This is a genomic window from Pseudazoarcus sp. NS34 (genome assembly GCF_059703725.1).
In genome coordinates this window covers 165,409-177,776 of record NZ_BAAKIZ010000004.1, presented here as the reverse complement: position 1 = coordinate 177,776, position 12,368 = coordinate 165,409, and the positions used below count along the sequence as shown (strand labels likewise).

Sequence of the window (12,368 nt, the reverse complement as noted above, 5' to 3'; positions counted from 1 at the left end):
TCTGCTTTTTATATCACTAGAGGGAAGAGGGAAACATGAAGGCAATCCTGTCCATCGTCGCAGCAGCCAGTCTCCTCTGCGCCGCTCCCGCCTTCGCCGATGCGGCTCTGGCGAAGTCCAAGAACTGTATGGCCTGTCATGCCGTCGACAAGAAGCTTGTCGGCCCGGCATACAAGGATGTCGCAGCCAAGTACGCCGGCAACGCTGGTGCGGCGGCGATGCTTGCAGGCAAGATCAAGAACGGTAGTTCCGGCGTGTGGGGCCCGGTCCCGATGCCGCCCAATGCCGTGAGTGAGGATGAAGCCAAGAAACTGGCTACCTGGGTGCTGAGCACCAAGTAAGCTTCTTCCAGACACAAATGAAAAGCCGGCAATGCCGGCTTTTTTGTTGTCTGCGTGCGAACGGCTTCAGTTCGAAACGGCGCGTGGTGGCATCGAGAACAGTGCTTCGGCATCGTCGGCGCGAACCGGACGTGCGAAATAGTAACCCTGCATCACGTCGCAACCGAGCGCGCGCAGCATGGCCGCTTGCTGAGGATGTTCGACACCTTCGGCGATGAGTTCGAGGTCGAAGCCGCGAGCGATGCCGATGATGGCGGAGATGATCGGGTTGGTCATCAGTCCGCCCAGGTCCTTGACGAAGCTGCGGTCGATCTTCAGCGCGCTGATCGGCAGCTTCTGCAGATAAGCCAGCGCAGAGTAGCCGGTGCCGAAGTCGTCGATGGCGATGCCCACGCCGGCTTCGCGCAGGCGACGCACCTTGTCGGTTACGCCGGGCGTGTCCTGCATCATCATGTGTTCGGTGATTTCCAGCGTGACCTGCCCAGGAGGAAGCGCGTGGCGGGTGATGCACTCGGTGACGCTGGTAACGATGTCACCGCGCTCGAAATCCTGAGCGGCGAGGTTGAGCGACATCTTGATGTCTTCGTGACCACGGCTGCGCCAGTGCGCCAATTGGGCGCAGCTATGTTCCAGCACCCACTGGCTGATGTCCCCGATCATGCCCAGCTCTTCGGCCAGCGGTATGAAGGTCGACGGGCTGATCAGACCGTTCTCGGGATGGTTCCAGCGCAGCAGCGCCTCTACGCCAATCACCCTCCGTCGCGACAGGCTGACTTGCGGCTGGAAGTGCAGTTCGAACTGGCTGCGCTCGAGTGCCACGCGCAGATCGTTCTCCAGCGCGAGCCGGCCCTGGTGAGTGGTGTTGAGCTCGGGGGCGAAGAAGCGGAAACCGTTCTTGCCCGAACGCTTGACCTGGGCCATCGCGATGTCGGCGTGTTGCAGCAAGGTCTCGCAGGTTTCTCCGTCGGCCGGATACATGGCGATGCCGATGCTGACCGTTGCGCGAAAGTCGCCATGGTTCAGCGCCAGCGGAGCATCCATCGCGGCCAGGATCTTGTGGGCGATGGCATCGGTGTCCTCGGCGCCGCGGACGTCGGGCAGCAGGATGGTGAATTCGTCGCCGCCTACCCGCGCAAGCGTGTCGCTACGCCGCAGCGCGCCGGACAGGCGGGCCGCCACGCCGCGGATGAGGGCGTCCCCTTCGCTGTGGCCATAGGTGTCGTTAACCAGCTTGAAACGATCGATGTCGACGAACAGCACGGCGAGCGCCCGGCTGTGCCGACGCGCGTGCGTCAGGGCGAGTTCCAGCCGGTTGCGGAACAGGCTGCGATTGGGCAGGCGGGTGAGCTGATCGTGATAGGTCTGGAAGCTGATGATCTCTTCGGCCCGCTTCTGGTCCGAGACGTCTCGCGCAATGCCGTACAGCCCGGCGTAGCCGTTCTCGGCGTTGTCGCCGCGGCCGAGCATCGGAATGCCCTGCAGCACGACGCTGACGTACGGTTCCCCCATGGGATGGGCGCGCCGCAAGCGCAGTTCGAGCGTGAAACTGGCCTCCGGCCGTTGCTGTTGGGCGTCGAGCAGGTCGGCGACGCGGTCGGCGTCTTCATCGACCACCAGTTCGGCGAACGGCGTGTCGAGCAGGTGATTGCGCTGAAACCCGAGCAACTCCTCGATGCGCGGATTGACGAAGCTGAAGCGTCCGTGGGCGTCGAGGGTGAAGATCAGGTCGGGCGAGTGTTCGACCAGAAAGCGGTGAAGACGCTCTGAAGCGCGCAGACGCTCGCTCATCGCGCGGTTGGCGCGTTCGAGTACGGTCTTGTGCAGAGCGTTCTGGACGGCGCGTTGCAATTGCGCCACATGGTAGGGCTTGCGCACGAAGTCATCGGCTCCGCGACGCAATGCGCCGATGACGGCGTCAATGGCGTCTTCGCCGCTGATCATGACAACGGCTTCTTCGCGTTGATGTTCCGACAGCCAGTCGAGCACCATCAGCCCGGTGCCGTCCGGCAGGCGGTAATCGAGCACGACAAGGTCATATTTGCGGGCGCCCAGGAGGGTCAGCGCTTCGCCCACATTGCAGGCCAGTTCAAAGTTGCGGCCCGGATTGGCAAGTATCTGCGGCAGGGTGCGGCGCAGCGACGCGTCGTCGTCGACGATCAGGATGCGCGTAGTGGTCTCGGCGCCGCTTGGGGACTCAGAGAACTGATTCTGGAAGAAAGCGTCACCAGGTATGACCATAAGCCCCGTGCTGCGTTGCGAAATGACGTCTTAATCTATTCGGAAACGACCGGCACAAGCAACTGAAAGCTTGTGCCAACGCCATTCTGACTGCGACACAGGATGCGGGCATGCCAGCGTTCCAGGATGTCACGCGTGATCGAAAGTCCCAGACCCTGATGCTGGCCGCCCTTGCGGCTGGGCTGTGGCGAAAAGAGATCGCCGAGGCGTTCGGGTGGCAGTCCGGGGCCATTGTCGATGACGCGGATCTCGATGCAGCGTCGGCCATCGGCAATCAGTTCGCCCGCCAGGGCGACCGTGCAGCGGCCCCCGGGATGCAGGATGTCGGCTGCATTGTGCAGCAGATTGAGCATCACCTGACGCAGCGCCGAAGCGGGCATCGCCGCTGCAGGCAATGCCGACAGCGGGCGCAGTTCAAGGTGGATGCCGCGGCTGCCGAACAGGGATTCATCGAGCATGGTCTGCATGTCGCGCAACAGCGTGACGACGTCGCAGAACGGAGCCTCGACGGGTTCGTCGGGCGGCAGGGTGGCGGCGTCGATCAAGCTGCCGAGGCGTTCGATCTCGTCGTGCACGATGCGCAGATCGTCGCTCAGCCCGGCTACATCGGCGTGGCGCTGCGGAATCAGGTGAAGGTAGCTGCGAATCACCGACAGCGGGTTGCGCGCTTCATGCGCGATGCGTCGCGCGTGTTCGCGATGGCGCTGCTCGATCTGCGCGCGCAGGCGCTGCTCTAGCGCTTCGCGGGCGTGCTGTTCGACTGCGACGCTGGCGGCAGCCGAGGTCAGCGACACGAGCATGCGCGCCACGTCGGTGGCGGGCAGCGGCGAACGTTCGGGTGCAACCACGATCGCGCCAGGTGTGGCGCCGGCGGTGAAAGGGATGCAGACGAACCCGGTACGCCCGATCCAGCGGGCGAGCTGCCAGTCGCGGACCGAGCGGCCCGGGCCGTCATCGTCGCGATGCCAGGACGTGGGCGTCTGGCTGCGCACGGCCAGTGCCAGAACGCTGGCTTCATCATCGAGCGGGTGTGACGACTCGCGGTACAGTTCCGCCACTGTTTGCTCGCCGGTCAGGGGCAGTACGTTCAGCCGCTCGTCCTGCGCCACAACCACGATGAATGGGTGCTGGTCGCACAGCAGCCGCGCTGCGGCCTCGTAGCGAAGGCGCAACGCGTCGGGTTCGAGTCCGGCAAAGGCCTTGTGAGCGAAGCCGGCCAGTGCAGCCTCGACGAGCCCCGGCGGCGTCGTAGCCAGCGGCGCTGGCAGCGCCAGGTCGGCCTCGGCAGCTTCTTCCGGCGCCGGCAACGGAGCGGCGATCTGACTGGCGACAATGCCCATGAGCTCATCGCGGGGCAGCCCGCTCACGCGCGAGCAGGCGTCGAGCCAGTGGTCGGGATTGGCGGCCAGACGGTTGGCGCACCAGGCAATGACGATCAGCGGGTGCGCCTGGGCGACCTGCTCTTCGGCGCCGTCGGCCAGCATCAGCGCGTCGCAGATGAGCGGAGTGCAGCCGCATTCCTCGGCCAGGCGGGCATTGAGTTGGCGCGAGGGCGCCTGCTGGCCTCCGCCGGGCAGGGGGCCTACGCGCAGCAGCTGGGCCAGCCGGGACCACAGCGCAGCAAGTGCTACATCGTCAGCAAAGTGGTGGCCGGCGGCGTGCGTGATGCTGCGCGCCAGGCTGGCTGCGTGCTGGGACTGACTGCGCAGTGCGATGTCGGTGCGCGAAGCCCGCGTGGGGCCGGAGCGCGACAGCAGCCAGGCGGTAAGCAGATCGGGCCCGAGTTCGCGAATGCGCGTTTCGATCGCGTCGGGCAGGCGGTTGTGCAGGCGCTCGCCGTCAAGCGGCATGGCGCGTAGCAGGGCGTGAAGCAGCACCGGGTCGTCGAGAAAACACTGCGCGACCGAATCGAGGTCAGGCGGGGTCGCGCCGAGCAGGCCGAGCAGCGCATCGCGTTGCGCGGGGGAGGCTGCATCGTGCAGGAGAACCTGCGGATGGAGCATGCTCGATCCCATGGGTGTCATGCCGGGCGGATTTGGAATCCCAGATTGTACCCAAGGGCCGACGGGATCAGCCGGAAAGTTTGGCTGGCGCGCGGATCAGGCCGTGAGATTGTCGGCGAAGCTGAGCGCGGACAGCAGTGCGGCGTTGACCTGTTCCGGGCGCAGTTGCAGCTCTTCGACCTGCTTGGCGAGCGCGGCGCCGTCAAAGCCTTCGGTGAGGTAGGCCAGGCGCAGCAGCGGGGCGTACTCGCCCATGTTGTGCACCAGCGCATCGACGATGCCTTCGGGCAGGGTCATGGCCTCGACGATTTCCTCGATGCTCGACCCGGTCAGCAGCGGCAGCAGCGAGAAGGCGCCGGTGATGAAGAGGTTGTCGTGATGACTGTTGTCGAGCCATGAGGCGCCGAGAATTTCCATGAAGCGGCCGCGCACGATGGCGGTCTGCATCAGCGCCGGGGCGGACGGATCACGGCTGGCGGTGACCAGCAGCAGCGACAGCCATTTGTTGAGCGCGTCGTAGCCGAGGATGCTCACCGCGTGACGGAAGGACTGGATCTCGACCATCAGCCCGAAGCCGGCCGAGTTGATGTAGCGCAGCAGCTTGTACGAGATGGCTACGTCTTGCTTGAGCAGCTGCTCGATCTTGCCGATGTCGGCGTTGTTGCGGACCAGATTGAGCAGCTGGACGATCTGGCCGTGGGCGGGTGCGAGCGCCTTGGGCGCCGGGTGGCCGCGCAGGAAGAACCAGCCGGATGCCCCTTCGTAACCCTGCTGCACGGCGCCTTGAAATGCCGCGAGATCGTTCAGGCCCCACGCCAGCGGCACGCCAGGCGGGCTTCCCGGTGCGGGGTGCTTGCGGGCGTCGGAAATCGCAAAGCGCCAGTCGGTGTTGGGCGGTACGACCGTATCCGGAGCATGCCAGGCCAGACAGGTCTGCACATTGGCCGAGCGCAATTGCTCAAGCAGTTCCAGCGTGCGTGGGTGGTTGATGGCCTGCGCGGGGATCTCGACCATGGCATTGGGCGGAGCCTGCCAGTCCATCAGATCGGGTGTGGGCACCAGCCGCGCCAGCGAGACGAACACTGGGTAATGGCTTGGCCACACGTCCTGCAGCGCGTTGAGCGTCTCGACCACGGACGCGACGTCGGGCCCGTGTGCGATCAATCGGTTGGCTGTGATGGCCCGCTTGCGGTTAACGACGGGCTCACGGGTGAAGATGGTCGTTTGTGGCATGGCTCAGGCGCTGGCGAAGGTGAATGCGTCGGCGAAGAAGGCGTCCGACGGCAGGGCGCAGCGGCTCACCAGATCAGCGCGAGCGGCGTCGATCATCGCGGGAGAGCCACAAGCATAGGCTTCAAAGCTGGAGAGATCGGGCAGGTCGGCCATGACGGCATGATGTACGAGGCCAGTGCGCCCTGTCCAGCCATCTGCGGGCGAAGGCTCCGAGAGCACCGGAACGTAGCGGAAACCGGGCAGTGCTTGTTCCCAGCTGCGGGCTAGCGCGTCCATGTACAGGCCTTCGCGGTTGCGCGAGCCCCAGTACAGCGTGAGCTGGCGTTGCCGGCCGGACGCGATGAGATCCTCGACCATGCTCTTGATCGGTGCGAAGCCGGTGCCGCCGGCGATCAATACCGCGGGGCCGTTGCCCGTGCCGAGGCCAAAACTGCCCAGTGGTCCCTCGAAGCGCAGGATGTCGCGCGGCTTCATATGCTCGAACACGTGGCCGGTGAAGCTGCCGCCTTCGATGCGCCTGATGTGCAATTCCAGTTGATCGCTCACCGCAGGTGCATTGGCGATCGAGAAGCTGCGTCGGCGGCCGCCTTCGAGCACAAAGTCGATGTACTGCCCGGCGCGAAAGCGGAAAGGCTCCGAGGCGGGCAGCTTGACCTTCAGCACCGCCACGTCTGCCGCTGCGAAGTCGATGCCCTGGACGCGGCATGGCAGCTTTTTGATGGGCAGGTCGCCAGCGCGCGTGAGGCTGCGCACGGTGACATCGAGGTCGCTCAACGCGTGCGCCTTGCACAGCAGCGCCATGCCTTCGGCGCGTTCGGACGAAGTCAGAGCAGTGGCCGAAACGGCACCTTGTTCGATCGTGCCGCGGTCAACGCGGGCCTTGCAGGCGCCGCAGGCGCCGTCGCGACAACCGTAAGGGACCACGAAGCCCGCGGCGAGCGCGGCTTCGAGCACGGTCTGGTCGGAAGTGATGGGGAACTGCTGCCCGCCGGGCTGGAGTGAAATCGTGAAGGGCATCGGACGTGGGATAATCCTGCGATGAAAAGAATCCTGATCGTCGGCGCCGGCGACGTGGCCGGTCGCGCGATCCCGTGGCTTGCGCGGCGCTTTCGCGTGTTCGCGCTAACGCGCCGGCCCGAAGGCCGAGAGCGCCTGCGCCGCCTGGGCGCAATACCGCTGCTGGCAGATCTCGACGACCGCGCCAGCCTGACGCGGCTTGCCGGCATCGCCGACGCGGTGTTGCACTTCGCACCGCCGTCGCCCGAGGGGTCGGGAGATGTGCGCACGCAGCGTTTGCTGGCGGCGCTGGCGGGCGGCCGGAGTCTACCACAGCGCCTGATATACATAAGTACGACAGGGGTTTACGGCGATTGCGCCGGCGCTCGCATTGACGAGACGCGGCCGTGCCGGCCGACGACGGCAAGAGCTCGCCGGCGCGTGGACGCCGAGCGCCGGCTGCGTGCTTTCGGAGCTGGCAATGCCGTTGCGGTGTCGATACTGCGTGCGCCGGGCATCTATGCGGCTGACCGCCTGCCGCTCGATCGTCTGCGCCGTGGCGATCCGGTGTTGCAGCCGGACGAAGATGTGTTCACCAATCACATCCACGCCGAAGACCTGGCCCGCATGGCTTGTCTGGCGTTGTTCCGGGGTTGCGCGGGGCGCGTCTACAATGCTGTCGATCAGTCCGACATGAAGATGGGTGAGTACTTCGAGTTGGCGGCAAAAGTGTTCGATGTGTCGCCGCCGCCACGAGTCAGTCGCGCCGAACTGGCGCAGAGGCTGTCGCCGATGGCCTTGTCTTTCATGTCGGAGTCGCGCCGCATCAATGGTTCGCGCGTGCTGCGCGAGTTGCGCATGCGGCTGGTTCATCCCACGGTCGCGGACGGCTTTGCCGCGGCCCTCGCCCAACAAGGAAGCGACGCGTGCTGATCGTAAAATCGCTGCATCTGATATTCGTCATTTCGTGGTTTGCCGGCTTGTTCTATCTGCCGCGCCTGTTCGTCAACCACGCCATGGTCGAGGACGCCGCAACGCGCGAGCGATTGGCGCTGATGGAGTCCAAGCTCTACCGTTTCATGACGCCGCTGGGCACCTTGGCGCTGGGTTTCGGCCTGTGGCTGTGGCAGGGCTACGGTTTTTCCGGCGGCTGGCTGCACGCCAAGATGACGCTGGTGCTCGTGCTGGTGTTCTATCACCTGTATTGCGGCAAGCTGATGCGCGACTTTGCGGCGGGCCGCAACACGCGCAGCCACGTGTGGTATCGCTGGTTCAACGAAGTGCCGGTACTGGTGCTGTTCGCAATCGTATTTCTGACGGTGTTCAAGCCGTTCTGATCCGGAGGGCCTGATGGCCGAAGCGTTTTTCTCCCCCTGTCCACGCGGTCTTGAAGCCGCGCTGGCCGAAGAACTCAAGGCGCTGGGAGCGCAGTCGATCGAGCCGACGCATGGTGGTGTCGGCTTCAAGGGCGACTGGATGACCTGCTATCGCGTGAACCTCGAGTCGCGCATCGCCACGCGGGTGTTGTGGCGCATCACCGAGGGGCGTTATCGCGGCGAGGAGGACATCTACCGTATCGCCTACGCACCGACCTGGGCGCGCTGGTTTACGTCCGACGAGACCATCCGCGTGTATGTCACGGCGCAGCGTTCGCCGCTCAAGAGCCTGGAGTTCGTCACGCTGCGTATCAAGGATGCGGTGTGCGATCACTTCCGAACGGTCTCGGGCAAGCGGCCGAGCGTGGATACGGCCAGCCCCGACGTGCGTATCCACGCCTTCCTGACCAAGGACGCGGTGACGCTGTACATCGACACCTCGGGTGAGCCGCTGTACAAGCGCGGCTTCAAGCGCGCCGCGGTCGAGGCGCCGCTCAAGGAGAACCTCGCCGCCGGCATCCTGCGCCTGACGGGCTGGACGCCGGACGAGACGCTGATTGATCCGATGTGCGGCAGCGGCACCTTCCTCATCGAGGCGGCGCAGATCGCGCTGGATGTGGCGCCGGGCCTGGGCCGCAATTTCGCTTTCGAGAAGATGCGCAATTTCGACCGCGCCGCCTGGGCGGCAATGCGCAAGGCGGCCGAACAGCGCCGCAAACCGGCGCGCCAGCTTGCCCTGTACGGGTCCGATCTGGTGTCCGAGCAGGTGCGGCGCGCTCGCGTGAACCTCGAAGCGGCGGGTGTGGCCGATTGCGTCCGGCTGATGAGCGCGGACATTCTGGAAGTCGATCCGCCGGCCGAGGGCGGTGTGATGGTCACCAACCCGCCGTATGGCGTACGCCTTGGTGAAGAGAGCGAACTGGCAGCGTTCTACCCCGAGATGGGCGACGCATTGAAGGGGCATTGGGCAGGCTGGCGCTGCTACTTCCTGAGTGCCGACCCGGCATTGCCGAAAGGAATGCGGCTTAAGGCCAGCCGCCGCACGCCGTTGTTCAACGGAGCGCTGGAATGCCGGCTGTACGAGTACCGCATGTTCGAAGGCAGTGGCCGAGAGAAGCCTCCGGCCTGAGCAGGTTGACGCCGTTGGCGTAGCCGCCGGCGCAAACGCTTCCTAGACGATGTCCAGGTTCTGCGTGCCGGCGAGGAAATCCTGGTCGCCGTGGCGGCTGTTGAGTTTGATCTGCAGACGCAGGTCGTTGACCGAGTCGGCGTTGCGCAGCGCATCTTCGTAGCTGATGAAATCATCTTCGTACAGATCGAACAGCGCCTGGTCGAAGGTCTGCATGCCGAGCTCACGCGAGCGCTTCATGACCTCCTTGATGCCCGGTACGTCGCCCTTGAAGATCAGGTCGGCGATCAGCGGCGAGTTGAGCATTACCTCGATGGCCGGAACGCGGCCCTTGCGATCCTTGAGCGGCAGCAGGCGCTGAGAGATCAGCGCACGCAGGTTCAGCGAAAGGTCCATCAGCAACTGCTGGCGACGCTCTTCCGGGAAGAAGTTGATGATGCGGTCGAGTGCCTGGTTGGTGCTGTTGGCGTGCAGCGTGGCCATGCACAGGTGGCCGGTCTCGGCGAAGGCCACTGCGTAATCCATGGTTTCGCGGTCGCGGATTTCGCCCATCAGGATTACATCCGGGGCCTGGCGCAGGGTGTTCTTCAGCGCGGACTCCCAGCCATCCGTGTCGATTCCGATCTCGCGCTGCGTGATGATGCAGTTCTTGTGCTGATGCACGAACTCGATCGGGTCTTCGACGGTGATGATATGGCCGTAGGAATGCTCGTTGCGGAAATCCACCATCGAAGCCAATGAGGTGGTCTTGCCGGTACCGGTGCCGCCGACAAAGATCACCAGGCCGCGCTTGGTCATCGCGACTTCCTTGAGGATGGTCGGCAGGCCGAGGTCCTCGAAGGTCGGAATGGTTTGCGAGATGGTGCGCAGTACGAGCCCGACGCGGCTCTGCTGCAGATAGGCATTGGCGCGGAAACGGCCGATGCCCGGCGGCGCAACCGCAAAGTTGCACTCTTTGGTGGCCTCGAACTCGGCGGCCTGACGGTCGTTCATGATCGATCGAGCCAGCTCGGCGGTGTGCTGCGAAGTCAGAACCTGATTGGACTGCGGCAGGATCTTGCCGTCGACCTTGATGGCCGGCGGGAAGCCTGCAGTGATGAAAAGGTCCGAGCCGTTCTTCTGCGCCATCAGCTTGAGCAGATCGTGCATGAATTTGAGGGCCTGATCGCGTTCCATCTACTCGCTCCGTTGGCAGTCTTCGACGGCCTTAGCCGGCGAAGGCATCCTTGTTCTGTGCGCGCGTGCGCGCTTCGCTGACCGACACCACGTTGCGGCGCACCAGCTCCTGCAGACACTGGTCGAGCGTTTGCATGCCCATGGACTGCCCGGTCTGGATGGAGGAGTACATCTGAGCGATCTTGCCTTCGCGGATCAAGTTACGGATCGCGGGTGTGCCGAGCATGATCTCGTGCGCCGCGACTCGGCCACTGCCATCTTTGGTCTTGAGCAGGGTTTGCGAGATGACGGCGCGCAAGGACTCAGACAGCATGGCGCGCACCATTTCTTTCTCTTCGGCCGGAAAGACGTCGATGATACGGTCGATGGTCTTGGCCGCCGATGAGGTGTGCAGCGTGCCGAACACCAGGTGGCCGGTTTCGGCGCCGGTGAGGGCCAGGCGGATGGTCTCGAGGTCGCGCATTTCGCCGACCAGGATCACGTCCGGGTCTTCACGCAGTGCAGAGCGCAGAGCATTGTTGAACGAGAGGGTGTCGCGGTGCACTTCGCGCTGGTTGATCAGGCAGCGCTTCGAGGTATGCACGAATTCGATCGGGTCCTCGATGGTGAGGAGGTGCGAATACTGATTTTCGTTGATGTAATCGACCATCGCCGCCAGCGTGGTCGACTTGCCCGAGCCGGTAGGGCCGGTGACCAGCACGATGCCGCGCGGCTGCTCGGAGATATCCTTGAAGATCTTTGGCGCGTTGAGGTCTTCGAGCGTCAGGACCTTGGACGGAATGGTCCGGAACACGGCTGAGGCGCCGCGGTTCTGGTTGAAGGCGTTGACGCGAAAGCGCGACAGGTTGGGGATCTCGAACGAAAAGTCGCATTCGAGTTCGTCCTCGTATTGCTTGCGCTGCGAGTCGTTCATGATGTCGTACACCATGGCGTGTACGTCTTTGTGCTCCATCGGCGGCAGGTTGATGCGCCGGATGTCACCGTGCACCCGGATCATCGGGGGCAGACCAGCCGACATGTGGAGATCCGAGGCCTTGTTCTTGACCGCAAACGCGAGCAGTTCAGTAATGTCCATGAGTGGTATGGGCTTGGTTGGGTCGGAAGGAGGCCTGAGGCGCGGTGCTATACTCGGCGCCTGCTGGAATGACGGGCCGGACGCAGGTATATGACATCAATCGCTGCCAACTTGCAAGCCGTGCGCGCCCGCATTGCCGCCGCCGCTGCGGCAGCAGGACGCGATCCCGACGGGATAAGGCTGCTCGCGGTCAGCAAGACTTGGCCTGCGGAGTCCGTTCGTGGGGCTTCAGTCGCCGGGCAGACCGCCTTCGGTGAGAACTATGTCCAGGAGGGCGTGGGCAAGCTCGCAGAGCTGTCCGGGTTGGGGCTCGAATGGCACTTCATTGGCCCGCTGCAATCCAATAAGACCCGGCAGGTTGCCGAGACTTTTGACTGGGTCCATTCGATCGAGCGCGAGAAGATCGCTCGTCGCCTTTCCGAGCAGCGCGGCAGCGATCAGCCGCCGCTGCAGGTATGCATCCAGGTCAATGTCAGCGGTGAAGCCAGCAAGAGCGGCGTCGCCCCAGACGAGGTTTCGGCGCTCGCTAAAGTCGTTGCTAATTTGCCACGGCTGACCTTGCGCGGACTGATGTGCATTCCCGAACCGACTGCCGACATGGCCTTGCTGCACGCGAGTTTCGCGCGCCTGCGCGCGTTGCGCGACCAGCTCGCTGCTGAAGGCATCGAGCTCGACACGCTGTCGATGGGCATGTCCGATGACCTGGAGGCCGCCATTGCCGAGGGCAGCACGCTGGTGCGTGTCGGCAGTGCGATCTTCGGCGCGCGCGATTACACACGATCTCCGACGGAGTGAAAGGCA

Annotated in this window: 11 protein-coding genes; 5 read left to right on the top strand and 6 right to left on the bottom strand. The window is 64.4% G+C overall.

Going from position 1 to position 12,368, the window contains the following annotated elements:
- Positions 1 to 35: 35 nt before the first annotated feature.
- Complete coding sequence (locus AC6H0N_RS14200; protein ID WP_497574778.1) at positions 36 to 341, top strand: c-type cytochrome; 306 nt, start codon at positions 36 to 38, stop codon at positions 339 to 341.
- Between the two features lie 66 nt (positions 342 to 407).
- Here the strand turns inward: AC6H0N_RS14200 and AC6H0N_RS14195 are convergent, their stop codons facing one another.
- The 4 genes from AC6H0N_RS14195 to AC6H0N_RS14180 form a co-directional block, all read right to left on the bottom strand.
- On the bottom strand, positions 408 to 2,579 hold the full coding sequence (locus tag AC6H0N_RS14195) for an EAL domain-containing response regulator (RefSeq protein WP_497574777.1): 2,172 nt from the start codon (positions 2,577 to 2,579) through the stop codon (positions 408 to 410).
- A 35-nt stretch (positions 2,580 to 2,614) separates the two neighbouring features.
- Positions 2,615 to 4,582 (bottom strand): sensor histidine kinase, encoded by a 1,968-nt coding sequence (locus AC6H0N_RS14190; protein WP_497574776.1) that lies wholly within the window; start codon positions 4,580 to 4,582, stop codon positions 2,615 to 2,617.
- Positions 4,583 to 4,678: 96 nt separating this feature from the next.
- Positions 4,679 to 5,815: an EAL and HDOD domain-containing protein gene (locus tag AC6H0N_RS14185; RefSeq protein WP_497574775.1), complete on the bottom strand. Its 1,137-nt coding sequence runs from the start codon at positions 5,813 to 5,815 to the stop codon at positions 4,679 to 4,681.
- A gap of 3 nt (positions 5,816 to 5,818) precedes the next feature.
- Positions 5,819 to 6,832, bottom strand: a complete 1,014-nt coding sequence (locus AC6H0N_RS14180; RefSeq protein ID WP_497574774.1) for a CDP-6-deoxy-delta-3,4-glucoseen reductase — start codon at positions 6,830 to 6,832, stop codon at positions 5,819 to 5,821.
- Between the two features lie 21 nt (positions 6,833 to 6,853).
- Here AC6H0N_RS14180 and AC6H0N_RS14175 point away from each other — a divergent pair, with 21 nt between their 5' ends.
- From AC6H0N_RS14175 to AC6H0N_RS14165, 3 genes are read left to right on the top strand one after another with little or no spacing between them, the layout of a single operon-like run.
- Complete coding sequence (locus AC6H0N_RS14175; RefSeq protein ID WP_497574773.1) at positions 6,854 to 7,744, top strand: NAD-dependent epimerase/dehydratase family protein; 891 nt, start codon at positions 6,854 to 6,856, stop codon at positions 7,742 to 7,744.
- The gene (locus AC6H0N_RS14170; RefSeq protein ID WP_497574772.1) at positions 7,738 to 8,148 is read left to right on the top strand and encodes a CopD family protein; all 411 of its coding nucleotides are present in this window, start codon (positions 7,738 to 7,740) and stop codon (positions 8,146 to 8,148) included. Before AC6H0N_RS14175 ends, AC6H0N_RS14170 begins: the two co-directional genes overlap by 7 nt.
- A 13-nt stretch (positions 8,149 to 8,161) precedes the next feature.
- Entirely contained in the window at positions 8,162 to 9,316 is a 1,155-nt protein-coding gene (locus tag AC6H0N_RS14165; protein WP_497574771.1) for a THUMP domain-containing class I SAM-dependent RNA methyltransferase, read from the top strand.
- A gap of 42 nt (positions 9,317 to 9,358) precedes the next feature.
- Here the strand turns inward: AC6H0N_RS14165 and AC6H0N_RS14160 are convergent, their stop codons facing one another.
- A complete protein-coding gene (locus AC6H0N_RS14160; protein WP_497574770.1) occupies positions 9,359 to 10,492 on the bottom strand; it encodes a PilT/PilU family type 4a pilus ATPase in 1,134 nt (377 codons plus the stop codon).
- 31 nt (positions 10,493 to 10,523) lie between these two features.
- Positions 10,524 to 11,567, bottom strand: coding sequence for a type IV pilus twitching motility protein PilT (locus AC6H0N_RS14155; protein WP_497574769.1), 1,044 nt, complete (start codon positions 11,565 to 11,567; stop codon positions 10,524 to 10,526).
- 90 nt (positions 11,568 to 11,657) lie between these two features.
- Between AC6H0N_RS14155 and AC6H0N_RS14150 the strand changes: the two genes are divergently transcribed.
- Entirely contained in the window at positions 11,658 to 12,362 is a 705-nt protein-coding gene (locus AC6H0N_RS14150; RefSeq protein WP_497574768.1) for a YggS family pyridoxal phosphate-dependent enzyme, read from the top strand.
- Positions 12,363 to 12,368 lie beyond the last annotated feature (6 nt).

What these genes read in the sequence shown, in the direction of transcription:
- AC6H0N_RS14200 (WP_497574778.1), top strand. Translation starts at nt 36, where the DNA reads ATGAAGGCAATCCTGTCCATCGTCGCAGCAGCCAGTCTCCTCTGCGCC.
- AC6H0N_RS14195 (WP_497574777.1), bottom strand. Translation starts at nt 2,579, where the DNA reads ATGGTCATACCTGGTGACGCTTTCTTCCAGAATCAGTTCTCTGAGTCC.
- AC6H0N_RS14190 (WP_497574776.1), bottom strand. Translation starts at nt 4,582, where the DNA reads ATGCTCCATCCGCAGGTTCTCCTGCACGATGCAGCCTCCCCCGCGCAA.
- AC6H0N_RS14185 (WP_497574775.1), bottom strand. Translation starts at nt 5,815, where the DNA reads ATGCCACAAACGACCATCTTCACCCGTGAGCCCGTCGTTAACCGCAAG.
- AC6H0N_RS14180 (WP_497574774.1), bottom strand. Translation starts at nt 6,832, where the DNA reads ATGCCCTTCACGATTTCACTCCAGCCCGGCGGGCAGCAGTTCCCCATC.
- AC6H0N_RS14175 (WP_497574773.1), top strand. Translation starts at nt 6,854, where the DNA reads ATGAAAAGAATCCTGATCGTCGGCGCCGGCGACGTGGCCGGTCGCGCG.
- AC6H0N_RS14165 (WP_497574771.1), top strand. Translation starts at nt 8,162, where the DNA reads ATGGCCGAAGCGTTTTTCTCCCCCTGTCCACGCGGTCTTGAAGCCGCG.
- AC6H0N_RS14160 (WP_497574770.1), bottom strand. Translation starts at nt 10,492, where the DNA reads ATGGAACGCGATCAGGCCCTCAAATTCATGCACGATCTGCTCAAGCTG.
- AC6H0N_RS14155 (WP_497574769.1), bottom strand. Translation starts at nt 11,567, where the DNA reads ATGGACATTACTGAACTGCTCGCGTTTGCGGTCAAGAACAAGGCCTCG.
- AC6H0N_RS14150 (WP_497574768.1), top strand. Translation starts at nt 11,658, where the DNA reads ATGACATCAATCGCTGCCAACTTGCAAGCCGTGCGCGCCCGCATTGCC.